Consider the following 24,551-nt stretch of genomic DNA (forward strand, 5'->3'; position numbering starts at 1 on the left):
CTAGAAGGCCGTTCGGTGGGCCGAAGCCCCCGTCAAGGGCATCAGTCATCTTTATTGGCGACAAAATATGGACCAACTGTCCGAAAATGATAGGATCGACGCATGAGCAAGGATGCTGCAGCTGACGTAAGCGTCGCACTGCCCCACAGCCCGGATCTCGAAGAGCTAGCGCGGCTCTCTCAATTGGTCCGATGGCACATCGTCAACACGGTGGCCCAGAGCAAGGCCGGCCACATCGGTGGGCCGATGTCGATGACCGATCTGCTCGTGGCCCTCTACTTCGCCGAGTTGCGCATCGACCCCGCGAACCCACTGGATCCCGCGCGCGATCGCTTTGTGCTCTCGAAGGGTCACTCAGCCATCGGGCTCTACGGCGTTCTGGCCTTGCGTGGCTACTTCCCGGTGGACGAGTTGGCCACCTTCGACCGCGGCAACTCGAGGCTTCAAGGGCACCCGGACATGAAGCTCACCCCGGGAATCGACGTGTCGACTGGGTCGCTCGGTCAAGGCCTATCGGCCGCGGTCGGGATCGCTCTCGCTGCGCGCAAGCAGCAGTCCGACCACCGCACTTGGGTGGTTCTGGGGGATGGTGAGCTTCAAGAGGGAATGGTGTGGGAGGCAGTCAACTCCGCCAGCCGCTACGAGCTGAGCAACCTGATTGCGATCGTGGACCTCAACGGCCTTCAACAGTTCGGCTGGCCGGCAGATGCCTCGCGCGACCGATTTGATCGGAGCGACCCCTGGGCTCATGTGAACCTGCGCGGGGTCTTCGAGGGATTCGGATGGAACGTGCTGGATGCGGATGGACACGACTTCTCATCGATTCTCGAGGCCTATTCGGCCGCCTCGGACAACGTGGTCAGAACCTCGCGGCCGACCGTCATCCTTGCCCGAACTGTGAAAGGTCATGGCCTTTCATTCACTCAGGGCACATACAAGTGGCACAACGGCGTCGCAACAGACGAGCAGTTGCAGATTGCGCGGAACGAACTTCAGATCGAGGAGACAAACCGATGAAGGCACAGAGAGATGTCTGGGGCGACACGATCGTCGACATCGGACATCACGATCCGACCATCGTCGTCGTCGATGGCGACCTCGCCAACTCCACAAAGGCGGACAAGTTCGCCGAAGCCTTCCCGGACCGATTCATCGAAGTCGGGATTGCCGAACAGAACATGGTTGGAATCGCGTTCGGGCTGTCGACGGCGGGCTATCGTCCCTGGCTTTCGACCTTCGGCGTCTTCATGACGCATCGCGCGCTTGACCCGATTCGGATGCTTGTATCGCAGACCGAGGCGCCCGTACGCATTGCCGGCGCGTACAGCGGCTTGCTCAATGGCAGCAGCGGCAAGACTCATCAGGACATTGAAGATCTGGCCATCATGCGAGCGATGCCCAACATGACCGTGCTCGCGCCCGTCGATGAATTCGAAGCGGAGGCAGCTACACGATGGGCCGCCGAACACAATGGGCCGGTGTACATGCGAATCGCTCGAGACGCGGTCCGTCCAGTGCTCGACGACAGCTACGAGTTCAAACTTGGAAGCGTGGTCCAGCTCCGTACCGGGGGAGTCATCTCCCTCGTCTCAACAGGCGTGCAGAGCTCCCGCGTTCTTGAGGCTGCCGAGCTTCTGAGCCAGGCAGGGATTCACACGAGAGTCATCCACGTTCCAACTATCAAGCCGCTGGACGTCGGATCCCTGATCGCCGCGCTCGAGGGTTCCCGCATCGTCATCACCGTCGAGGAGCACAGCGTCATCGGTGGCCTGGGAGGGCTCGTCAGCGAGGTCCTCAGCGAACTGCCCAACGCGCCGCGAGTCACGCGAATGGGACTGGCAGACAGTTGGTCCGAGTCTGGGCCCAACGACTTCCTTCTCGAAAAGTACGGCCTGTCTCCGTCGCGAGTGGCCGAACAGGTGCGGGCGTGGCTCAACAGCCCCGTTGCGGGCACCGGGACCGTTGAGCAGGTTGTGGCATGACGATCCTGACAAACGTTGAGTCTGGCCTGTTCATCGCGGGAGAGTGGCGGTCAGCGACCGGCGGTGCAACTTTTCCCGTGCGAGACCCCGCAACCTGCGAGATCCTCACGGAGGTGGCGGACGCGACGCCAGAGGACGCACTGTCCGCACTCGATGCCGCCGTCGACGCTGGAGCCACGTGGGCAGCCTTGAGCGCACGCGCGAGGTCAGATGTACTCTCCCGCACCTTCGATCTGGTCAAGGAGAACGCCGACGAGATCGCGCGACTCATCACGCTCGAAATGGGGAAACCACTGAAGGAATCTGCCGCGGAGGTCAACTACGGCGCCGAGTTCCTGCGATGGTTCGCGGAGGAGGGCCCGCGCGTAGGCGGTCGAACGGGCGCAACGCCGGAAGGCACCGGCTCGATGATCATTTCCCACCGACCTGTCGGGCCCTGCTATCTGATCACCCCGTGGAACTTTCCACTCGCGATGGCAACGCGCAAGCTGGCGCCAGCCCTGGCAGCTGGATGCACGGTGGTCATCAAACCAGCGGCGCTCACTCCGTTGACGACGCTGTACCTCGTCGGCCTCTTCGAGAGAGCGGGACTTCCAGCGGGTGTCATCAACGTGGTGACTTCCTCCCGCTCGTCTGATATTTCGAAGGCACTCATGGACGATCCACGGTTGAGAAAGGTGAGCTTCACCGGTTCTACGGAAGTTGGACAGACTCTGCTCCGACAGGCTGCCAACAACGTCCTTCGTACTTCGATGGAACTCGGCGGCAACGCGCCGTTCCTCGTCTTCGACGATGCGGACATCGACGCCGCCGTCGACGGCGCGATGGTCGCGAAGTTCCGCAATGTCGGACAAGCCTGCACCGCCGCAAACCGGTTCCTGGTGCACGCGGCCGTTCACGACGAGTTCGTTGAGAAGTTGGCGGAGCGAGTCCGCGAGCTTCGCGTCGGGCCTGGATCTGACGAAGGCATCGACATCGGCCCGCTGATCAACGAGAGTGCCTCACGCCGAATTCGTGCGCTCATTGACGACGCCATCGAACTCGGCGCCTATGAGCTCGTCGGCGGAGTCGACGAGCGAGGAGGCAGCTACTTCAGCCCGGCGTTGATCACAGATGTTCCTGTGACTTCGCGTCTGTACACCGAGGAGATCTTTGGGCCAGTGGTGGCTGTGACGAAGTTCGAGACTGAGCAGGAGGCCATTGAGTTGGCCAACGGCACACCCTACGGCCTGGCTGCGTACGTCTACACCACGGACCTTTCGCGGGCGCATCGGGTCATGGCTGCGGTGGACTCCGGGATGCTCGGCGTGAACGCGGGGGCGATTTCGAATGCAGCCGCCCCGTTCGGTGGCACCAAGCACTCTGGAATGGGGCGAGAAGGGGGAGGAGAGGGGATCTTCGAGTATCTCGACACCAAGTACGCATTCGTCCCCGAATCAGCATGAGCTCCCGCACTGAGCAGCTGTCCGCGGCGGGCGTCAGCATCTGGCTCGACGACCTCTCGCGCTCGCGCATCACCTCCGGCAACCTCGCCGAGCTGATCGCCACCCGCAACGTCGTGGGCGTCACGACGAACCCGAGCATCTTCCAGGCCGCGGTCGGCGGCGGCGCCGAGGCCTACACGGCGCAGATCGCGGAGCTCGCGGCATCCGGAGCCTCCGTCGACGAGACGATCTTCGCCGCGACGACCGACGACGTCCGCGACGCGGCCGACATCTTCACTCCCGTGTTCGAAACCTCGAACGGCGTCGACGGGCGCGTGTCGATCGAGGTCTCCCCCGACCTCGCCCACGACACCGACGCGACCATCGCGCAGGCCAAGGAGCTGTCGGCCACCGTCGACCGTGCGAACGTGCTCATCAAGATCCCCGCGACCAAGGCCGGCCTGCCCGCAATCACCCAGGTGATCGGCGAGGGCATCTCGGTCAACGTGACCCTGATCTTCAGCCTCGACCGGTACGCCGAGGTCATCGACGCGTACCTCGCGGGCCTCGAACTCGCGCAGGCGAACGGGCACGACATCTCGAAGATCCACTCCGTCGCGTCGTTCTTCGTCTCGCGCGTCGATACCGAGGTCGACAAGCGCCTCGCCGCGATCGGCACCGACGAGGCGGCCGGCCTCAAGTCGCTCGCGGGCGTCGCGAACGCGCGCCTCGCGTACGAGCTGTACGAGCAGAAGTTCGCCGAGCCCCGCGCCGTCGCCCTCCTCGACGCCGGAGGAACACTGCAGCGGCCGCTGTGGGCATCGACCGGGGTCAAGGACCCGGCCCTCCCCGACACGCTCTACGTCACCGAGCTCGTCGCCCCCGGCACGGTCAACACGATGCCCGAGAAGACGCTCGAGGCGACCTTCGACCACGGCGTCGTGGCGGGTGACACGATCTCGGGCACCTACGAAGCCGCGCACAAGGTCTTCGCCGACCTCGCAGCAGTCGGCATCGACTTCGCCGACGTCACCCAGGTGCTCGAAGACGAAGGCGTCGACAAGTTCATCGCCTCGTGGCACGACCTGCAGAACACCGTCCGCGAGGCACTCGCCGGCGCGGTGATGGCCAAATGGCCTAGTCGTCTGTGAAGGTGCGCAAGTGCGGCGAGGAGCAGGTTCGCCCAACGGTTCGGTCGACCTCGCGTCTAGGTACGAACAGTAGGACGGGGAGCCCGCCATGATCACATCCGTTTCCCCGCAGGTAGCGCGATCTTGGCTGCTTCTGTCGGCATGGGGACGCGACTTCGATGCCGCGGCTCAATCACAGCCTGACCAGATCGTCCTGGACCTCGAAGATGGTGTGGACCCTCGGCATAAGGCCGCCGCACGGGACGATGTCGTGGACTGGCTCAGGGAGAGTTCCGCTTGGATCAGGATCAATGAGCGTTCGTCTGAGGAATGGCAGCGAGACATCGATGCTCTACGTGGCTGCAAAGGTCTGAAGGGTGTCGTCCTCGCGAAGACAGAGTCAGCCGACGAAGTGAGCGAGACCTTCGACCGGTTGGGAAGGAAGAGCCCAGTGCTACCTCTCATCGAATCGGCTATCGGCATCGAATCGGCATCGTCGATAGCCGCCTCGCGCGGGACCATTCGTCTGGCCTTCGGAAGTGGCGACTATCGCCGAGACACTGGAACCGCTGCTGACGATCTCGCGATGGCGTACCCGCGCTCAAGACTGGTGATCGCTAGCCGCGTCGCTGGTCTGCCTGGACCGATCGATGGGCCGACGGTGAGCGCGAGCCATCCCGTGGTGCGCCGCCAGTCCGAGGTCGCAGTCTCGCTCGGAATGACTGGACGATTGTGTCTCAGTGTGGAACAGGTGCCGCTGGTTAACGAGGTCATGAGCCCGGCTCCGTCTGACGTTTCCTGGGCGAGAGAGTTCCTCAACGATTTCGAGCTTCGCGGCCGCGTGGTTCGAGATGGAAGCGACCCTCCGCGGCTCAAGCGCGCGGAGAAGATCGCGCATCTCGCGGAAGTATTCGGTGTGGGGCAGATGTGACGATTCGCCTCGCTGCTGGCCGTGCGCGGTGGGTACGCCGCTCACGCGCCTGTCGAAGCGTCCCACTTGTTCATTTCCTTTGAATGGTCGACGGTTCGATGCTGAGGCCAGCGACTCGAATCAGGTATGCGCCGATCGCGCTTAACCTCGCCGAAGTGACCTCAACGTCCAGTTGTCGAGATCGGGCAGATCGACGAAGAGCCTGCGCGGATTGCGGAACGCCAAAGCGAAGATTGCGCAGTTGGACTCTGCGCCGTGTCCCGCGCCCACAGATGAGCCTAGACAGGCGTACTCTCGCGACCACCCGGACCACGCGAACAGTCCGTGGCCCCAGGCTTCGAACGACACCGACTTCCGTGGTCGTGGCCGGTTGCATGAATAGCAGCCGGCCACGACCACTCACGAACTCAGAGCGGCGGTTGGCGATGTACGAGCAGCGCGCATTGCCGGGAGCGAGCCAGCGATTGCCCCGACGAGCATCGTCACGATCACGCCCCCGACCAATACATACGGCGGAATGGAAACGAGCCATCCGTTTGCGGTGGCGACCAGCCAGATGATCAACCAGCCGATCAACGACCCCCCTAGCCCACCAAGAGAAGCGAGCAGCACAGCCTCCACGAGGAACTGGGAACGGATGTGCCCCCGGGTAGCCCCAATCGCTCGGCGCAGTCCGATCTCGCGTCGTCGTTCAAGTACCGTGATGACCATCGTGTTCGCCACGCCGATACCGCCCACCAGGAGCGCGATCGATCCCACTCCTACGAGGAGGCCTGTGAAAGCTTGGTCGATAGTGTTCTTCGCCGCGAGTGCATCCGATGGACGGCTCACCTTCACCTCGTTGGGTGACTCAGGGTTCACTGTCCGCGGGAGGAGCTCGCGTACGACCGCAACCGACTCGTCGCTGGAGCGCTCATAGATAGTCGTGGGTGATCCATCGAAGACGAACAGCTCTCCGGCGATCTCGCCGCCGATGAGTGCGGCGACATCAAGTTCAGGGGCGAGCGGAGCTGGTTCCAAGATGCCTACTACAGTGAACAGCCGACCCCCGAGCGATACTTGGCTCCCGATCGTGCGGATGCCGAGGCGCTCGGCTGCTTTCGCCCCCAAGACTGTGGTCGGCAGGTTTGCGGTCGCAGGGTTTAGCCACACACCGGCGCGCAAGCTGGATCCGGTCGCCGGCAGGAGTTCGTCTCCTGCGGCAAGAACTGTCAAACCTCCCGTTGCCTCCGCGTCGATCGAGGGGTTCCGGTAGACGTTGACCTCGGCGAGGGCCGCGGTCCAAGTTGCCGTTTCGACGCCGGACAGATTGCGGACTCGCTGAATGCCGTCTGCAGGCAGCTTCGAATCGGAGCCGAACAGGTCTGATCCGGCGGTCACGGTCAAGAGATTGGTGCCGAGGGACGAAAGTCGTTCCTTGACGAGCGCCTCGCTGGATGTCGAGATGCCGATCACCGCGACCATCGCCGCAATCCCTATCGCAATGCCGAGGGCTGACAACGCCGCGCGAAGGGGATTGGCCCTGAGCCCATGGAAACCGAGCTTGAGCAGGTCGGAAGTACGCAGGCGGGACTGCAGGAATCTGCTCATGTGAGCACCTCCAGATCCGGGGGAACCTCGAGCTTACGTAACGCCGAACCGGAGTCACTGACGACTTCTCCATCCCTGATGCGCACCTGTCGAGGCATCCTGTCGGCGAGGTCTTGATCGTGGGTGATGACCACCACGGTGGTTCCTGCCTCGTTCAGTTCCCTCAGGATCTCCACCACTGCTGCCCCTGACCGGCTGTCGAGACTTCCTGTGGGCTCATCCGCAAGCAGCAGGTCAGGTTTCCCGACGACCGCTCGCGCTATAGCTACACGCTGGCGTTCACCTCCCGACAGGTGGCGGGGCTGGTGGCGCAGGCGATGCTTCAGCCCTACGCGCTCCAGCGCAAGCGCTGCACGCCGTCTTCGCTCCGCGACGGGACCACCGGTGTACATCAGCCCGGTGGCGACGTTGTCCAAGGCTGTGACGCCGTCAGCGAGGTGGAACTGCTGGAATATGAACCCGATCGTATATGCGCGCAGCGCAGACAGCTCAGCGTCTCCAAGCTCCGCCACGTCATGGCCCGCGATACATGTGCGTCCCGACGTCGCACGGTCAAGAGTGCCCATCAGGTTCAGCAGAGTGGACTTTCCCGAGCCGCTCGGGCCCACAATGGCCACCATCTCTCCCCTGTCGATGCGGAGGTCTACACCGCGCAAGGCGAGGGTGGGGGGCGACCCGTACGAACGGGTCACCCTGGCAAGATCGATCACGGCGTTCACTTTGCGACCGCCACTGCATCGCCCTCAGCGACATCGCCACCTACGATCTCCACCATTCCGTCGGCGAACTTTCCGAGCTCGACGGGCACGACCTCGCTCTTGTTCTTTCCGACGCGTTCAACCGCCGACACTCCGCCGACGTCGGCGAGAAGCGCCGTGACCGGCACGAGGAGCACATCCTCGGCGATCACGTCGCGCAAGGTGACACTGATCGTCACGGTATCGAAAGCTGCCGCCACAGAAGGGTCATCGAGCACGAGTGTCAGTGGAAGCTTCAGCGAGGTGCCACCGTTCGGGCTATCACGTTCGACTGGCGAGCCAACTGCAGTGATGGTTCCTTCGGCCGACGTTCCGTTCGGGAGCTGGACAACTACCTTCGCACCCAGCGGAGCGTTGGCTGCCATGCTCGGATCGAGGTCGATGCTGGCCTGCTTGCTCGTGTCTGAAACCTTCAGAACTACGCCGCCCGCTCCACTTCCGACGCCCGCCACCACGTCCTGTATTCGCAGGTCCGCAGGCGCGAACACAATTCGACCTTGCTCGATCCTTCCCGTTCGTTCGAGCCCACGGGCGTTCTGCCACTTCCTGATGGCGACGATGGTTGACCACCTGAACTTTTCATCGGGTGTTTCGCCGAAGAATCCGAGGGCAGCAAGGTTCTCTTCAAGCTGTCGAACGTCGGGGCCGTCGCTCATCCCTTCAGCGAACTCGCGCCAGGCAGGAAGCCCTCCCAGCATCAGGATCACCGGGGTGTTGTCCACTCGAAACAGCTCCCCCCCCGCGTCCAACCACTGTTCCCGGAGTTGGGACGGCCGTCACGGTGCCCTGAAGAAGGGAACCCAGATCACGGATGTTTCCGAACTCGAGTTTGCCCGTAAGCCGGACCTGCTCCACAAGATCCCCCCGACTGACTTCAGTGGTATCGGTCGGCGGCGCACCGCGTTCGTCGTTCGCTTCCGCTGGCGGCCTGGCTAGGAGGAAGGCCGCAACAACTGCGATGACCACTGCAGCGCTCGTCGCCGCGACTATCCATCCGCGGCGAGCACCCCGTGAATGGGATCTGTTCTCTGAATCGTCCTCCTTCACGGAATCAGAGGATTCAAGGCTTGGAAGCGCATCCGGGGATTCGTTTGGATGCTGAGGGCGCTTGAGGTGGGTCACTCGCCGCTTCATCCTTCCGCTCCTGGATATCCGGCTTCTTCGATGCACTTGTCCAGATCCTCGGGTGCGTAATCACCGGAAGGCATCGCCGCGACAGTGCCGCCGGGACCGATCTCAGGGTCCGGGAAGTCGTATCCTGCTTCACGCATGCATGCCGCGAGGAGGAGTCCCATCTCATTCATCTCTTCGCTAGACGGGAGGTCGTCCCGAGTGGGAGCCTGCCCGAGTTCCTCGTCACAGAACTCCATCGCCTTTTCCATCGCGACCCGATCGGCTTCAGTCGGCTTAGGCGGCGGAGCCGAGCCCTCATCGCCAGCCTCGCCGGCCTTGACCATGAACTGTGAGAGGTCGACTCCCTGATCCCCGACGCACTTCTCCCAGGCGAGCTGCCACTCCTCGTAATCCTGTTGCTGACTTGAAGAGTCCAGTTCGCCGGGTTTCTCGGTGGCGGGCGAGGGCGCGCAGGCGACGAGTCCGGTCAGCAACACGACGCCCGCAAGGGCGTGCAAGCCACGGTTACGTATGTTTCGCATGAAGATGTCCTTTCGAGTGGGCCCGTTTGTGGGCACAGCCAAGTAGGCGGTGAGCCCGGTCGCAGGGGAGTAAAGGGATCTCTTTACGATCAGCGAACCCGTGCAGTGGTTGCATAGGAATACGAGTTGAGGAGTATCACCGTGAGGGTTTTGGTTGTTGAGGATGAGGTGTACCTCGCCGAAGCTATTCGCGCGCGGCTGGCGCTCGACGCGATTTCAGCGGACGTCACCTACGACGGCGAGGCCGCGCTTCAGGCAGTGTCGGATACCAACTATGAGGTTGTCCTGCTTGACAGGGATATCCCCGTGGTGGATGGCGACGAGGTATGCCATCGGCTCGCGGTGAACCCAGATCGACCCGCGATCCTGATGCTCACAGCAGCTCGCCGCCTCGACGACAAGGTCGAGGGACTGGCGCTGGGTGCGGACGACTATCTGTCGAAGCCGTTCGAATTTGCTGAGCTGATTGCCCGCATCCGCGCGCTCGCCCGACGCCGGTTTACGGCGCTGCCGCCAACCCTGGAATTAAACGACCTCCGCCTCAACTCGGTGCGTCGGGAGGTGACACGGTCGGGAAGGTTCGTCCAGCTCACTCGCAAGGAATTCGCCGTCCTCGAAGTGCTGATGCGTGACCCCGGGGCCGTCGTCAGCGCCGAGCAACTTCTCGAGCGGGCATGGGACGAGAATGCAAACCCGTTCACCAACTCCGTCAAGGTCACGATCAGCACTCTACGTCGCAAGCTCGGGGAGCCGCGACTAATCGATACGGTTCAGGGCGGCTACGTGATCGGAAGGTCGGGCTAAACGTGATCGGAGGTCGGGCTAAATGAGGACTGAACAAGAGACGGTCAAGCGACGAAACGCGCCGAGTCACGAAGATGCCTCATGCGCGTGAGGCCCCGGATGCGCATGGAGCGCTTCCGGCTGACGCTTCGTGCTCGCCTGGCCTACACCTACGCGGGGCTGCTCACCCTGGCGGGCGCGCTCATGATGCTCGTGGTGTATTTGGTGGTTGGCTTCTTGCCCACATACACGTTCGCAGTGCCCTCAGTCAGGACGACTGGCCCGCCCGCCGTCGGTGAGGTCGACCCGGGGATCGCGAGCACGGCTCTGACTCCGGGCTACGTCGTGTCATCTCGCGACGATGTGCTACGACTCATCCTCGTCATCGCATGCATCCTCCTCGTGCTCCTCGCGGTAGGAGGCGGTTGGGTAGGGTGGGTTGTTTCCGGACGCATGCTGCGACCGTTGCAAGAGGTGAATGCAGCGGCTCATCGGGCAGCCCGAGGGCACCTTGACCATCGCATCTCGCTACGAGGTCCACGAGACGAGATCTCTGATCTTGCAGACACCTTTGACGAGATGCTGGAGGGACTCGAGCGCTCGTTCGCAACTTATCGTCGATTCGCGGCAAACGCATCTCATGAACTGAGGACGCCCCTCGCGACGACTCGCGCGATGCTCGACGTCGCGCTCGCGGGCGCGGAGGACGCCGAACGTCCCCTTCTTCAGCGCCTGCGAGAAACTAACGAGCGGAGCATTCAAACGGTTGAATCGCTCCTTGACCTCAGTGAGGTCGAGGCTGCCCGCCCAGTGCAACAGCCTGTCGAGCTGGAGCAGATCGTATCCTTCGTCCTCGCCGATGTCGCACAGGAGGCGGACGAAGCCTGCATCCGGATTGATTACCGGCTCTCGGCGGCGACGGTCAACGCTGACCCGACCCTCCTCCGTCAGCTGGTGCTGAACCTGATTCAAAACGCAATCCGGCACAACTCGGAGGGCGGGTGGATAGTGGTCACTACTTCCCTCGAACGCAGGGGCTGCCCGGTTCTCCAGGTGAAGAACAGCGGGGCCCACGTTCCCGAGTCCGCAATCGATTCGCTGACGTCACCTTTCTTTCGACTGCAGGGTCGCTCGACGGCATCCACGTCGAAAGGACGTGGGCTCGGGCTCTCGATAATCGAGGCTATTGCCGACCGTCACGACGCCCACTTGGGGCTCGAGCCAGGACGAGAAGGAGGGCTTGTCGCCACCGTCACGTTCCCTTCAGGCGAAAACCGCCAATCGGAACGTTCGCGTGGGGCGCCAGCCCTAACTCCGTCTGAGCTCGAACTACCTCGAGCACGCGACGGAGCTTCTCGAGCCCCGTCGCGTAGATAAGGCTAACCGGCCCATTCGATCCTGGTGGAAGTGCTTAGTGGCACGTCGACGTTGCGCCAGGACGCGGTCTTCAGTCAGGTCGGCACCAGCCGATCTGCGCGCGTGGTTGGCACGGCTGACGGATGCTCGAATCTATGTATTGCGCTCCGCGGGCTCGCATCAGTCTCACGCGCGGCAGAGAGGCGCGACTGGGCGGCCGGATCAGTTGCTCAAATCCTTGACCCACGGTCACCGCACCTTGTCCCAACAGGACCGAGCGCTCGGACACGAGACTGCTCTCGGGCAGACCTCAATGACAGGGGCTCCTTCACTATCGACGCGCGCTTCCACCTCTCGTCATAAGCCAAGTCAGAAAACGTCCCAGTCGCGCGCACGTTCAACAAGGCCGTCAATCACCCTCGTCGTGGGGGCCGTCAACGGCGTGGCAGCCGCGATCGCGAGGTGGAGGGTGTTTATCGGTCTCTCTCCCGGGCGGTGAAGCACCTCCACGCTCCCGGCGCCAATCGCCGCGTCGGCGAGGTATCGCGGCAGCGCAGAGATTCCCGCGCCCGCCACAACGGCGGTGAGAACGCCGCGCAGATCGGGAACGATCAATGCAAGACTGTTAGTTGGTCTGTGACCGAACTGGCTACGCCAGTACCGCCGCACGATTGACAAGTCGGCGTCGTACGCTACCAAGGGGAGATGCTGTAACGCTGTCGCCGGATCGGTCGCGAGGTGGTCTCGATCGATGCTGCGAGCAAGTGACGGAGCACCGACCAGAACGAATTCCTCGTCCACGAGCCCGCGATATCGGATGCCCTTCATCGGTTTCCGCACTGACGACACGACGATATCGAGAGCGCCCTGAGCGAGCTGGTTCAGCAGGTCCTCTGCCAGGCCCAGGGTGAACTCGAGCCGTATGCCATCGGCGGTGAGGGGCGCGAGCGTCGGTATCACCCGAGCAGCCACGACGTCGCTCGCCCCGCCAACACGCACCGTTGAGTCGAGACCTGACGGCGGCGCAGTCCAGGCATCTTGCAGTCGGTCGACGGCCGCCGCCACCTTCAGCACTAATGCTTCCCCCGCGGAGGTCGCCACCGATCCACTGACCGAGCGGATGAAGAGCGACGTGCCGAGGTCCGCTTCCAGACGGGCGATCCGGTCGCTGACCGCAGGCTGGCTAAGGCCAAGGCGGGTCGCTGCAGCGGTGAATGAACCTGCGCGGTGCACGACGACGAACGTATGCAGCAGATCGAGGTCGGGCATCGATTGCTCCCATCAGAAAAGTGATCTTCACCGAGGATCATAAGAAATTTACGTGATGTATACCTCGTTTCCAACCTCAACGGCCCAAGCATGCCGTCGAAAAGGAGAAGACATGGCACACACACTTTTGGTGGTTACCGGCGCGAACTCCATCGCGCTCGCAGACTCCACGGCGCACCCGACCGGATTCTGGGCAGAGGAACTTGTCGAACTGCATCGGGGCCTCGTTAGTGCCGGTCACGACGTGGACCTTGCAACGCCAGGCGGTGTGCATCCGGTGGTCGACCCTGGCAGCCTCGTCGGGGAACACGCCGAGGACTTAAAGGCGTACCTCGCCTCGATCGACGGATTCCTCGCGCGCCCGCGTGCTCTCGCGGACATTCGCTCAGGGCAGTACGACGCGATCATTCTGCCGGGCGGCCACGGGCCAATGGTCGACCTTGCGTTCGATGCATACCTCGGGCGCCTCCTCATAGACGCGATTGACCGCGATGCGGTCGTGGGGGTGCTGTGTCATGGACCGGCTGGGCTGCTCAGCGCGGTGCGCCAAGACGGGTCGCTCGCGTTCGCAGGTCGCCGATTGGCCGTGTTCACCGATGACGAAGAGCGCCAGGGGGGACTCGGCGACGCGTCGCCATATCTGGTGGAGTCCCGGCTGAGGGCACTCGGTGTTCTTGTCGAGTCTGGCAAGCCCTGGTCGGTAACCGTCGTCACCGACGGATCACTCGTAAGCGGTCAGAATCCGCAGTCCAGCATCGCGACTGCTCGGGCGCTAGTCGAGGTGCTTTCGGGTCGCTGATCGACGGTCGGCGCAACCTGATCGTCAGCATCGAGTCACCCGAAGTCGAGGTTGATTTGTGGACGCCGGTCTATCAGCAGGTGCGGTCCACGATTGAGATTTCTAGGGGACGGGACGTACCTGTCGTCCTCGAGCTGACCGTCGAACTGAGAACAACTTGAGAAACATTGAGCGGAAACGAGTACAAGCGAAGAGGGCGTCCAGTCGACCTGTGCCGCGTCAGTTGGGTCCGAACCCGCTCATCTGATCGAGTAGGGCCGCTGCGCAAGGAGTTCAAATCCCTCCGTCTCCGCTCGAAAAAGTCCTGATCAGAAGCTTTTTTGTCACCACCTGCCACGAAATCTGCCATTTCTGCCACGTTCCTAACGGGGTTGGTGTTGAGCATTCTGGCGATCATGTGCGATCGCACGTAGCTTTCTGCTCGCCGCGCGGTCGTTCGACTTGCCGCTTCGGCCGCTTCGGCGCGGGACCGAGAGCGCGAATCCCTCCGTCTCCTTGTGTGCTTGCGTGCCATCGCTTGAGCGGCACGGCGGGCTCGGTCGCGAACGCGCCGAAGATGCGAGCGACCGCAGTGGCGGTGAATCACGCCGCGGAGAATGCGTGCCCAACTCTCCGTGACCGCGTCGCCGGACTCCGCTCGGTCGGAATGGGCGCTCGTTCATCCCGAGGCGCTACGCAGGATTGGGTTGCTGGCGGCAGCGGATCCCGCGCGAGCTGACGAGCTGAAGAGCCCGCAATTTCCGTCAACCAAGTGGCAGGGGAGGGGCGGCGCGAAGTCGGTGAACGTGATCAATGGGTGGACGACTTAGCCTCGATCCACCGATGTAGTGAGGTGTTGAGCGGGTGCCGTGACACGGAAATGCCCCTCTGACCGGGAAGAATAGTGATTGTCTAGGCCACTGTTCGACCGATCCGAGAGGCATCTCGTAGATGCAATTCAAGCATGCCCCTGCCGCGGTGTCAGCGGTCTTCGATGACCCGAATCTCGTGTCGGCCGCCGGGCTGGTCCCGATGCTGCGACTCGCGCAGCACGCAGGGCTGATGGAACTGGCTCAAGAGCGGCTGAGCGTCCCGACTGACAAGGGCTCGAACGCCGGCGCGAAGGTCTCCGCACTGGTCGCGGGGATGCTCGCGGGGGCGGACTCGATCGACGACATGAACGTGCTCCGCCACGGTGGGATGGGCCGACTGTTCGACAGGACGTATGCGCCGTCGACGCTGGGATCGTTCCTGCGTGAGTTCCGGTTCGGCCACGTCCGGCAGCTCGACGCCGTCGCAACCCGCGTCGTCCAGAACCTCGCCGTCAACGCGCCACTTCTGCAGATCTCCGCCGGCGAGCGGGTGATGGTGGATCTGGACGACACGATCATCGAGGTCCACGGATACCAGAAGCAGGGCGCCGGGTTCGGGTACTCCGGCGTCCGCGGCCTGAATGCCCTTCTCGCCACGGCATCAACGTCGGCGTCGGCGCCGGTGATCCTCGGCCAGCGGCTGCGGCAGGGCAAGACCGGGTCCCCGAAAGGAGCTGCACGGATCGTCGGCGACGCCCTCGCCACTCTCCGCCGGATGAATCTCGGGAACGGAGCGCGGCCACTGCTGCGGGCGGACTCCGCGTTCTACGGCTATGCGACCGTCGGCACCGCGATCAAGGCCGGCGCGGACGTGTCGGTCACGGTCCGGATGGACCCCGCGGTGAAAGCGGCGATCGCGACCATAGGCGAGGACGCGTGGGAGACGATCGAGTACCCGAACGCGATCCGCGACGAGTCCACCGGCCGGTGGATCTCGAAAGCCGAGGTCGCCGAGGTGCCGTTCACCGCGTTCCGCTCCCGGAAGAAGGCCGAACGCATCGATGGTCGGCTCGTGGTCCGGCGCATCCCCGACCTCAATCCGACGCGGGTGGAGCAGCCGACGCTGTTCGATGTCTTCCGGCATCACGCGTTCTTCACCACCACAGCGAAAGAAGCGCTGGGCACGGTGGTCGCGGACAAGACCCACCGCGCTCACGCGATCATCGAGCAAGTCCACGCCGACCTCAAACAAGGGCCCCTCGCTCACCTCCCGTCCGGGGTGTTCGCCGCGAACAGCGCCTGGCTCGTGCTCGCCGTGATCGCGTTCAACCTCACCCGTGCCGCCGGAATCCTCGCCGACCGCGGCGGCCGACTCGCGAAAGCGACGACCGCGACGATCCGACGCACCCTCATCTCAGTGCCGGCACGACTGGCACGTTCCGCACGGAGGATCACGCTGCACCTGCCCGAAGCGTGGCCCTGGCAGATCGCATTCGACAGGCTCTTCACGAGCACGCACGCACCACCACCGGCAACGGCCAGCTGACCATCGCCGCGACCGCGGCATGACCGAGGACAACGTGGACGACCGGGATGCGACGCCCGGAACTCCGCCATGCCCAAGACGCGTCACCGCACACCGATCACGCCAGCCCAGCCACCCCGAGGCTCATCGGTGGATCGGGGCTTAGCATCCCGCCAATGAATGCGTCTAGCTGGACTTGACGGCAGTGGGGCGGCGTGTGCATAATCATCCTGACCGATTGGTCAATCGATTTAGCAGATTCCTCTAGCGGGATATCGCCACCATCGACTCAACGAGGAGCAGGAGTGGGCAGGGTTCGCATTTCCGACGTCGCAGCGGCGGCGGGCGTGTCGGTATCGACCGTCTCGCTCGTCATGAACGACGTCGAATCGCGTATCCCCGAAGCCACGCGTGAGCGGGTGCGTGCCGCCGCGGAGCAGGTCGGCTACCAGCCCAGCTCCGTCGCCCGCAGCCTGCGCACGCAGCGCACCCGCACCGTCGGGCTCATCTCCGACCAGATCGCGACGACGCCGTTCGCCGGACGCATGCTCGCCGGTGCGCAGGACGTCGCCCGCGAGCACTCGCACCTGCTGTTTCTCGTCGACACCGGCGGTGACGTCGACATCGAGCGCGACGCGATCCGTGCCCTCGGCGCGCAGTGGGTCGACGCCATGATTTACGCCGCGATGTGGCATCGCGTGCTCTCGACCCCGGCCGGCCTTCCCGACGACGCCGTCTTCCTCGACTGCCGCCCCGCGGCCGGCGGCTACCGATCCGTCGTGCCGGCCGACCGCGAAGGCGGTCGTGCGGCGGTGCGTGCGCTCACCGAAGCCGGGCACCGGCGCATCGCATACATCGACACCAACGAAGATGCGCCGATCGCCGCGAGCCTGCGTCACGAGGGCTACCTGGAGGCGCTCGCCGAGGCGGGCATCGAGCCCGACCCCGCATGGCACGTCGCCGCGCAGACCTCGCCCCAGGGTGGTCGCATCGCGGCCGAGAGGCTGCTCGACCTGCCCGAAGCGATCCGCCCCACAGCGTTCTTCTGCTTCAACGACCGGATGGCGACCGGCGTCTACCGCGCGGCGCACGCCCGCGGCCTCGACATCCCCCGCGACCTCTCGGTCGTCGGCTTCGACGACCAGCAGTTCGTCGCGGCCGAACAGGACCCACCCCTCACCACCGTTGCCCTGCCCCACTACGAGATGGGTCGCTGGGCGATGGAGGCCGCGCTCGGCATCCGCGCGGAGGGTGAAAAGGATGCCGTGCACCACATGGAGTGTCCCGTCGTGCGACGAGACTCCGTGGGCCCGCCGCCGGCGCACGTCGGCAAACAGAACCGGCGACGGGCTTCACACACAACCGAACGGTCGCGAACCGCGACCACCGATCGGTGATCGACGCGGGCGTCGATCACAAGAAAAGGAAAGCACAATGAAGCGCACTCCCGTGCGGGTCGCCGCGGCAGCGGGGCTCGTGAGCGTTCTGGCACTGGCCGGCTGCGGACAGGCCGGTCAGGGCGACACCACCACCGAGGACGGTCGCACCCAGCTCACCATGTGGACCCACTCGGCCGGAAACGAGGCCGAGCTCGAGGTCTACGAGCAGATCATCTCCGACTTCAACGCGTCGCAGGACGAGTACGAGGTCGTGCACGAGTCGTTCCCGCAGGGCGCGTACAACGACGCGATCGTCGCGGCGGCAGCCTCGAACGACCTGCCCTGCCTGCTCGACCTCGACGGTCCGATCATGCCCAACTGGGCCTGGGCGGGCTACCTGCAGCCGCTCGAGCTGCCCACCGAGCTCACCGACTCGCTGCTGCCCACCGCGGTGGGTGTCTGGGACGACGAGATCTACTCGGCCGGCTACTGGGACGCCGCACTCGGCATCTTCGCTCGCCAGTCGGTGCTCGATGAGAACGGCATCCGCATTCCCACGGTCGACGAGCCCTGGACGGCAGACGAGTTCGCCGACGTCCTGTCGACGCTGAAGGATGCCGGCTACGAGACGCCCATCGACATCGGCGCCGAAGACACCGGCGAGTGGTGGCCGTACGCGTACTCGCCGTTCCTGCAGAGCTTCGGCGGCGACCTCATCGACCGCGACACGATGCTCTCCGCAGGCGGCGCGCTCAACGGCGCGGATGCCGTCGCGTGGGGCGAGTGGTTCCAGGGGCTGTTCGCCGACGGTTACGCGAACGCGAGCGGCACGATCGGCAACCAGGAGTTCATCGACGACCAGGTGGCGCTCAGCTACACCGGCGTGTGGAACGCGCTGACGGCGCTCGAGGAGGTCGGCGACGACCTGCTCATCCTGCCGGCGCCCGACCTCGGCAATGGCCCCAAGATCGGCGGCGGCTCGTGGCAGTGGGGCATCTCGTCCAGCTGCGAGCAGGCAGACGGTGCACGCGCGTACCTGGAGTTCAGCTTCCAGGACGAGTACATCACCGCCTTCGCCGACAAGCAGATCGTGATCCCGGCCACCGAGTCGGCAGCCGCGGCATCCGAGTACTTCGGTGAAGACGGCGCCCTGCGCGACTTCGTCGAGTTCTCGCAGCAGTATGCCGTGCTGCGTCCCGAGACGCCCGCCTACGCGGTCATCTCGACCACGTTCGAGACCGCTGCGAAAGACATCATGAACGGCGCCGACGTGCAAGAGACCCTCGACCGCGCCGTCTCCGAGATCGACGCCAACATCGCGTCGAACGACGGGTACGGATTCCAGTGATCGCCTGACCGGTGGGGGCGCTCGCCCCCACCGGTCCCCACGGAAGCACTCCCATGACTGTCACACCCCCGACGGTCGCGGCCGAGACGCCTCGGCGCGCGACCCGCCGCATCCGCAGCGCACGCGGACGCGAGACCTGGGCCGGCCTCGGCATGATCGCCCCCGCGGCGCTCCTGCTGCTGCTCTTCCTCGTGATCCCGGTGATCCTCGCCTTCACGCTCTCGTTCACCAACGCGCGACTGATCTCGCCGAACCCGCCGCGGTTCGTCGGCTTCGACAACTTCATCCGGGTCTTCACGACCGACCCCGTCTTCTTGCAGTCGGCGTGGAACACCTTCGTCTTCGCCCTGGTCGTCGTGCCGGTGCAGGCGGGCCTCGGCCTGCTGCTGGCCGTACTCGTGAACCGGCGGATGCGGGGGACGACGTTCTTCCGCGTCGTCTTCTTCATCCCCGTCGTCACCTCGATCGTCGTGGTGTCGATCCTCTGGAAGTTCATGTACCAGAAGGACGGCCTCATCAACTCGATGATCGACACGCTCACCTTCGGAGCGTGGGCGGGCGTCGATTGGCTCAACAACCCCGACACGGCCCTCGGCGCCATCATCGTGCTGTCGATCTGGCAGGCCGTCGGGTTCCACATGATCATCTGGCTCTCGGGCCTGCAGACCATTCCCGAAGAGCTCTACGAGGCGGCCAAGATGGACGGCGCGAGCCCGTGGCGCCAGTTCACGAACGTCACCTGGCCGGGCCTGCGCCCGACGATGGTGTTCGTCCTGGTGACCATCACGATCGCGGCCCTCGGCCTGTTCGTGCAGGTCGATGTCATGACGCAGGGCGGTCCCGTCAACTCGACCTCCACGATCGTCTTCCACGCCGTGCGCAAGGGCTACGAGCAGCAGGAGATCGGCTACGCGGCGGCGATCTCGCTGATCTTCTTCGTCGCCGTGCTGATCATCGCGCTCATCCAGCGCTGGCTGACGCGAGAGAAGGACTGACATGGCCATCGATACGACCTCGACCCGTGCCGTCACCACGCGCGGCAGCGGCCAGCGCCGCGCGGCGACGCCCGCCAGCGAGCACCGTGTGCGCCTGCGGGGCCGCATCTTCACCTACATCGCGATGAGCGTGTTCGGGATCATCTTCATGTTCCCGCTCGTGTTCATGTTCGTCTCGAGCCTCAAGCCCGACGCGCAGATCCTGCAGGACGTCGACTCGCCGATGGCGTTCGTGCCGGCAGGTGACATCAGCCTCGACAACTACTTCGGGGTCTTCGACCGGGTGCCGGTGGCGCAGTTCCTGTTCAACTCGATCTTCATCACGGTGCTCACCGTGGGACTCGGGCTCATCGTCAACTCGATGGCCGGCTTCGCACTGTCGCGTCTGCGGTGGAAGGGTCGCGCCGTCGTCATGGCGATGGTGATCGCGACGCTCATCGTGCCCTTCGAGACGATCGCGGTGCCGATGGTCTACTGGGTCGCCCAGCTGCCCACCCTCGTGATGGAGGGCGGACTGCTCAAGTACGACTTCGGCTGGCTCAACACCTACGAGGTGCAGATCGTGCCGTTCGTCGCGAACGCGTTCTCGATCTTCCTGTTCGCGCAGTACTTCTCGACGATCCCGACCTCGCTCGACGAGGCGGCGCGCATCGACGGGGCGAGCTGGTTCACGATCTACCGTCGCATCCTGGTGCCGCTGTCGGGTCCCGCGTTCGCGACGGTCGCGATCCTCACGTTCCTGCCCGCGTGGAACCAGTACCTGTGGCCGCTCATGGTGGTGCAGAAGGAGGAGCTGCGGCCGGTCATGGTCGGCATGCAGTACTTCTTCCAGCTCAACACCGCGTGGGGCGAGGTCATGGCGTACACGTCGCTGATCACGCTGCCCGTGCTCATCGTGTTCTTGATCTTCCAGCGGGCGTTCGTCAGCTCGATCGCCGCGAGCGGGGTGAAGGGATGACGCCGCCTGCGCGCGTGGCCGTCGTCGGCGAAGCGCTCGTCGACGTGGTGCACCGCATCGACGGGAGCGTCGATCGCGCCCCTGGTGGCAGTCCTGCGAACGTCGCCCTGACCCTCGGCAGACTGGGGCTCGACGTGGCGCTGCACACGCGCCTCGGCGACGACCCCGATGGACGCGCGGTGCGGCGGTGGCTCTCCGACTCGGGGGTGCGGATCGAAGCCGCTGCTGCACCGCGCACCTCGACGGCGACCGCCCGGCTCGATGAGGCGGGAGCTGCCGAGTACACGTTCGACATCGACGGCGAGCCCGTCGACGCGGCGCTCGCGCCGGCCGACGTGCTGCACGTCGGCTCGGTCGCTGCGCTGCTGACGCCGGGTGCGGATCTGGTCGTCGAACTGGCCGAGCACCGGATGCCGGGGACCCTCCTCAGCTACGACCCGAACATCCGCCCCGCACTCGTCGACGACCCCGCCGACGTGCGTCATCGCGTGCAGCGCCTGGTCGCCGCGGCCGACATCGTGAAGGCCAGCGATGAGGACGTGCGGTGGTTGCACCCCGACCGCGACATCGACGACGTCGCACGGGAATGGCTGGCGAGCGGGCCGACGCTGGTGGTGGTCACGGCAGGCTCGGGCGGCGCCACCGCCTATCGGACGGACGGACGCCACCGTGTCGTGGCGGCCGACACCACCGTCGTCGACACCGTCGGCGCAGGCGACACGTTCATGGGCACCCTCGTCGCCGCGCTGCTCGCGGCGACATCGGGTGCCGAAGACAGGAGGGCCGCGATCGCGGCGCTCACGCCCGGCGTGCTCGAGCATGTGCTGCTCGCGTGCGCCGAAGCAGCCGCGATCACCGTGTCGCGGCCCGGTGCCGACCCGCCGGTCGCCGCCGAACTCAATTTCCTCAACTCCGTGGGCCTCGCCCACACCACGAAAGGCTGATGCGTGTTCGATCTTCCCGGTTCCTGGGTCTGGGACTACTGGTTCGCCGACGACGGCGAGCGCTACCACCTCTTCTACCTGTACGCCTCGCGCGCGCTGCAGGACCCCGATGCGCGCCACTACCGCGCGTCGATCGGTCACGCCGTCTCGACCGACCTTGAGACGTGGACGCAGGTGCCCGACGCACTCGTGCGCAGCGATGCCCCCGCGTTCGACGACCTCGCCACGTGGACCGGCTCGACCGTGCGCCACCCCGACGGCACCTGGTTCATGTTCTACACGGGGTCGACGCTCGCCGAGGGCGGCAAGAACGTGCAGCGCATCGGGTATGCGACCTCACCCGACCTCGAGGTGTGGACGAAGCACCCCGGTGCCGTGCTCGAAGCATCGGGCCCGTGGTACGAGACCCTCGCCGACGACGCCTGGCACGACGAGGCGTTCCGCGACCCGTGGGTCTTCGCCGACCCGAACGGCGACGGCTGGCACATGTACATCACCGCCCGCGCCCCGCACGGTGACCCCGCAGGGCGGGGCGTCATCGGGCATGCGACCTCGCCGAACCTGCGGGAATGGACCCTGCAGCCGCCGCTGTCGACGCCGAGCGAGACCGGGTTCGGGCAGCTCGAAGTGATGCAGGTCGAGGTCGTCGACGGCACACCCGTGTTGCTGTTCTCGTGCCTGGGTGATCACGCCACGGCATCCCGCAGCGATGCCCGCGGCGGCACCTGGGCGGTGCCCGCGGACAGCCTCACCGGGCCGTTCCACCTCGACGACGCCTACCCGCTCACCGACGAGACGCTCTACGTCGGGCGTCTGCTGCAGCGTCGCGACGACGGCCAGTGGCTGCTGTTCGCATTCCGCCACCAAGATGCCGACGGCCGCTTCGTCGGCGGTGTGACCGACCCGATGCCCGTCTCGTGGGTGGGTGGCCGCCTGACCGCCGCAGGGGTGACAGTCTCCGCCTGACCTCAATGAAAGGAGACGCCGATGACGTCATCTCCCCACCACTCCGACACCCGAGCCCGCCGGTGGGCTCGGGTGGGCGGGGCGTCGGCAGCAGCAGCCGTCGCCGCGTCGCTCGCGCTCGCAGCCCCCGCGGCGCCGGCTGAGGCCGCGCCCGGCGACACGTACCGCAACATACGCCTCGAGCAGGAGCGCATTCCGTGGAGCTACGCGCTCGCACGACTCGGGGTGTCCTGACGAGGATCTGATCGTTGCTCCAGCGCGCTCCTATTGACCTGTCGGTGACGCGTGGTACCTTAATCGCAACAAACGCAACCACCTGCGTTTACGTTTATTGAGGTGATCTCCGTGTCTCGCGCTGCAGTTGTTGAAGAGACGTACCTTCCCAGCAGGGGAGTCGAGCTTGCCCCTGTGCTGGACTTCCTCACCGCCCATGAGGCCGCCGGTCGGGCTCTTCCCGAGCCAAGGTACTTTCTTGCGGGGGCGCGTCCAGGTGACCAGGTGGAGCTTCCGGAAGAGGTCTACCTCGCTCTCCGCAAGATCGTGGACGCGATGCAGAGCGGGCTTGCCGTGTCAGTTGTACCCCAGACAACACGGCTCACCACCCAGCAGGCAGCGGATCTCCTGAACGTGAGCCGCCCGACCATTGTGAAGCTCCTCGACGAGGGCGAGATCCCGTTCGAGAAGGCGGGAACACACCGGCGCGTTCTCCTCGCGGATCTGCTCGAATACCGCGAACGCCGCCGTGAGCGCCAGTACGACATGCTCGCCGCCACGCGCGACCCCGTCGACGAAGACAACATCGAGCAGACGCTCGAGGCCCTGAAAGCGGCTAGGAAGGCAGTGGCAGCGAGGCGGGCTGCCCGACTCTGACTTCGCAGGCTGACAGGATGGGGTCGTGTTCACGGCGACCCTCGACACCAGCGTGCTGTGGCCAAGCCTGCAACGCGACTTCCTCCTTTCCCTCGCGGTCGAGGGCGCGTATCGACCGACCTGGAGTTCGGCGATCCTCGAAGAACTCGAGTTCCACGAGGAGGCCAAGCTCGTGAAGCGGGGGATACCCATAGTGGAGGCGGCCAGCCGCGCAGCGACCCTCATCGCCGCGATGCGGCGAGAGTTCGCCGACGCGGAGGTCGAAGGCTGGGAGCCGCTGGAAGGTACGTTCGGGCTTCCCGATCCGGATGACGAGCATGTGGTCGCTGCGGCCGTCATCGCGGGAGCCGGAGCGATCGTCACCGAGAACCTGAAGGACTTCCCTGCAGGCAAGATTCCGCCGGGCATTCAGGTGCTCAGCGCCAGGGAGTTCGCGAAGAACACTGTCGCGCTCAACCCAAGGCATGCACTTGCCGCGGTGCAGGAGATCGCGAGTCGTTCTGGCCGCTACGGTGCAGCGCTCACCGTCGAGGAGATTCTCGACATCTTGCGAGATCGATACGGCATGATCGAAGCCGCCGAGATGATGGTCGAAGCTGCGTCCGCGTAGTCTCCAGATCGCGTGACTAAAGGGCGAGTGCGGCCACCTGATTTCGCGCCGAACACTCGCCACGTTTCTGCCACGAATCGAACCCGGTCGACCTGATCCAGGAGTACGTCGGCGACGTCAGAATCCGCGGAATCATGCGGTTTGAGTTGGGTTCGATTGTCATTGGCGTGATTTCAAATCCCTCCGTCTCCGCTCTAAAAAGCCCTGATCAATTCGTATTTCTGATCGCTCCTGCCACGCGAGCTGTCACTTCTGCCATGTTTGCGGCGTCGCGATTACTGATCAGGTAGTGCAGCTCGGCGCCCGACGCCCAGGCGATGTGCGAAGCTCCGACGGTACTGTTGGCCAGTTCGGCAGAGCTGAACGGGCGACCGTGAGCGCGAATCCCTCGGTCTCCGTGCCGGCGTCGTTGGGGCGCTCGAAATGAAGACGATGTCTTCTCATTTGACCTCGGCGCTGCCATTCCTCCACAAAGCGACGCCTGTTCG

The 24,551-nt window shown here is 64.7% G+C and carries 23 protein-coding genes; 18 read left to right on the forward strand and 5 right to left on the reverse strand.

The window, feature by feature from the left end; translation table 11 throughout:
- Positions 1–102 precede the first annotated feature (102 nt).
- From AB2L57_RS03745 to AB2L57_RS03765, 5 genes are all read left to right on the forward strand, one after another.
- Entirely contained in the window at positions 103–1,017 is a 915-nt protein-coding gene (locus tag AB2L57_RS03745) for a transketolase (protein ID WP_100809662.1), read from the forward strand.
- Positions 1,014–1,982 carry a transketolase family protein gene (locus tag AB2L57_RS03750; RefSeq protein WP_100809663.1) on the forward strand — a complete coding sequence of 323 codons (969 nt, stop codon included), beginning with the start codon at positions 1,014–1,016 and terminating at the stop codon, positions 1,980–1,982. Before AB2L57_RS03745 ends, AB2L57_RS03750 begins: the two co-directional genes overlap by 4 nt.
- A complete protein-coding gene (locus AB2L57_RS03755) occupies positions 1,979–3,427 on the forward strand; it encodes an NAD-dependent succinate-semialdehyde dehydrogenase (RefSeq protein ID WP_100809664.1) in 1,449 nt (482 codons plus the stop codon). Before AB2L57_RS03750 ends, AB2L57_RS03755 begins: the two co-directional genes overlap by 4 nt.
- Positions 3,424–4,557 carry a transaldolase gene (gene tal / locus AB2L57_RS03760; protein WP_100809665.1) on the forward strand — a complete coding sequence of 378 codons (1,134 nt, stop codon included), beginning with the start codon at positions 3,424–3,426 and terminating at the stop codon, positions 4,555–4,557. Before AB2L57_RS03755 ends, tal begins: the two co-directional genes overlap by 4 nt.
- An 88-nt stretch (positions 4,558–4,645) precedes the next feature.
- Complete coding sequence (locus AB2L57_RS03765; RefSeq protein ID WP_100809666.1) at positions 4,646–5,467, forward strand: CoA ester lyase; 822 nt, start codon at positions 4,646–4,648, stop codon at positions 5,465–5,467.
- A gap of 399 nt (positions 5,468–5,866) precedes the next feature.
- Here the strand turns inward: AB2L57_RS03765 and AB2L57_RS03770 are convergent, their stop codons facing one another.
- The 4 genes from AB2L57_RS03770 to AB2L57_RS03785 form a co-directional block, all read right to left on the reverse strand.
- A complete protein-coding gene (locus tag AB2L57_RS03770; protein ID WP_100809667.1) occupies positions 5,867–7,057 on the reverse strand; it encodes an ABC transporter permease in 1,191 nt (396 codons plus the stop codon).
- Positions 7,054–7,776, reverse strand: coding sequence for an ABC transporter ATP-binding protein (locus AB2L57_RS03775; RefSeq protein ID WP_100809668.1), 723 nt, complete (start codon positions 7,774–7,776; stop codon positions 7,054–7,056). The genes AB2L57_RS03770 and AB2L57_RS03775 overlap by 4 nt, the downstream gene beginning before the upstream one ends.
- Positions 7,773–8,513, reverse strand: a complete 741-nt coding sequence (locus AB2L57_RS03780; protein WP_409048672.1) for a peptidoglycan-binding protein — start codon at positions 8,511–8,513, stop codon at positions 7,773–7,775. Before AB2L57_RS03780 ends, AB2L57_RS03775 begins: the two co-directional genes overlap by 4 nt.
- A 432-nt stretch (positions 8,514–8,945) precedes the next feature.
- Positions 8,946–9,470 (reverse strand): hypothetical protein, encoded by a 525-nt coding sequence (locus AB2L57_RS03785; RefSeq protein WP_103663531.1) that lies wholly within the window; start codon positions 9,468–9,470, stop codon positions 8,946–8,948.
- Between the two features lie 141 nt (positions 9,471–9,611).
- Here AB2L57_RS03785 and AB2L57_RS03790 point away from each other — a divergent pair, with 141 nt between their 5' ends.
- Complete coding sequence (locus AB2L57_RS03790; protein ID WP_100809748.1) at positions 9,612–10,274, forward strand: response regulator transcription factor; 663 nt, start codon at positions 9,612–9,614, stop codon at positions 10,272–10,274.
- Positions 10,275–10,379: 105 nt separating this feature from the next.
- A complete protein-coding gene (locus tag AB2L57_RS03795; RefSeq protein ID WP_409048107.1) occupies positions 10,380–11,630 on the forward strand; it encodes a sensor histidine kinase in 1,251 nt (416 codons plus the stop codon).
- Between the two features lie 348 nt (positions 11,631–11,978).
- On the opposite strand, the gene AB2L57_RS03800 is transcribed toward AB2L57_RS03795, so the two are convergent.
- Positions 11,979–12,878, reverse strand: a complete 900-nt coding sequence (locus AB2L57_RS03800) for a LysR family transcriptional regulator (protein WP_100809672.1) — start codon at positions 12,876–12,878, stop codon at positions 11,979–11,981.
- Between the two features lie 112 nt (positions 12,879–12,990).
- Here AB2L57_RS03800 and AB2L57_RS03805 point away from each other — a divergent pair, with 112 nt between their 5' ends.
- The 11 genes from AB2L57_RS03805 to AB2L57_RS03855 all read left to right on the forward strand — a co-directional run bounded on the left by AB2L57_RS03805 (position 12,991) and on the right by AB2L57_RS03855 (position 24,063).
- Positions 12,991–13,677 carry a type 1 glutamine amidotransferase domain-containing protein gene (locus AB2L57_RS03805; protein WP_100809673.1) on the forward strand — a complete coding sequence of 229 codons (687 nt, stop codon included), beginning with the start codon at positions 12,991–12,993 and terminating at the stop codon, positions 13,675–13,677.
- A 930-nt stretch (positions 13,678–14,607) separates the two neighbouring features.
- On the forward strand, positions 14,608–16,014 hold the full coding sequence (locus tag AB2L57_RS03810) for an IS1380 family transposase (protein WP_409047074.1): 1,407 nt from the start codon (positions 14,608–14,610) through the stop codon (positions 16,012–16,014).
- 284 nt (positions 16,015–16,298) lie between these two features.
- The gene (locus tag AB2L57_RS03815) at positions 16,299–17,390 is read left to right on the forward strand and encodes a LacI family DNA-binding transcriptional regulator (protein WP_292809964.1); all 1,092 of its coding nucleotides are present in this window, start codon (positions 16,299–16,301) and stop codon (positions 17,388–17,390) included.
- A 37-nt stretch (positions 17,391–17,427) separates the two neighbouring features.
- Positions 17,428–18,720: an extracellular solute-binding protein gene (locus tag AB2L57_RS03820; protein WP_292809966.1), complete on the forward strand. Its 1,293-nt coding sequence runs from the start codon at positions 17,428–17,430 to the stop codon at positions 18,718–18,720.
- 53 nt (positions 18,721–18,773) lie between these two features.
- A complete protein-coding gene (locus tag AB2L57_RS03825) occupies positions 18,774–19,715 on the forward strand; it encodes a carbohydrate ABC transporter permease (protein WP_292809968.1) in 942 nt (313 codons plus the stop codon).
- A gap of 1 nt (position 19,716) precedes the next feature.
- Positions 19,717–20,673: a carbohydrate ABC transporter permease gene (locus tag AB2L57_RS03830; RefSeq protein WP_283716200.1), complete on the forward strand. Its 957-nt coding sequence runs from the start codon at positions 19,717–19,719 to the stop codon at positions 20,671–20,673.
- A complete protein-coding gene (locus tag AB2L57_RS03835; RefSeq protein ID WP_283716201.1) occupies positions 20,670–21,617 on the forward strand; it encodes a carbohydrate kinase in 948 nt (315 codons plus the stop codon). The genes AB2L57_RS03830 and AB2L57_RS03835 overlap by 4 nt, the downstream gene beginning before the upstream one ends.
- Before the next feature lie 3 nt (positions 21,618–21,620).
- The gene (locus tag AB2L57_RS03840; protein ID WP_292809973.1) at positions 21,621–22,583 is read left to right on the forward strand and encodes a glycoside hydrolase family 68 protein; all 963 of its coding nucleotides are present in this window, start codon (positions 21,621–21,623) and stop codon (positions 22,581–22,583) included.
- A 21-nt stretch (positions 22,584–22,604) separates the two neighbouring features.
- Positions 22,605–22,817: a hypothetical protein gene (locus tag AB2L57_RS03845; RefSeq protein WP_292809975.1), complete on the forward strand. Its 213-nt coding sequence runs from the start codon at positions 22,605–22,607 to the stop codon at positions 22,815–22,817.
- A 102-nt stretch (positions 22,818–22,919) separates the two neighbouring features.
- Complete coding sequence (locus AB2L57_RS03850; RefSeq protein WP_409048108.1) at positions 22,920–23,453, forward strand: helix-turn-helix domain-containing protein; 534 nt, start codon at positions 22,920–22,922, stop codon at positions 23,451–23,453.
- Positions 23,454–23,478: 25 nt separating this feature from the next.
- On the forward strand, positions 23,479–24,063 hold the full coding sequence (locus tag AB2L57_RS03855) for a PIN domain-containing protein (RefSeq protein WP_409048109.1): 585 nt from the start codon (positions 23,479–23,481) through the stop codon (positions 24,061–24,063).
- The last annotated feature ends 488 nt before the right edge of the window (positions 24,064–24,551 follow it).

Origin of the sequence: Microbacterium sp. HA-8, from assembly GCF_046111165.1 — a bacterium.
GTDB lineage: Bacteria > Actinomycetota > Actinomycetes > Actinomycetales > Microbacteriaceae > Microbacterium.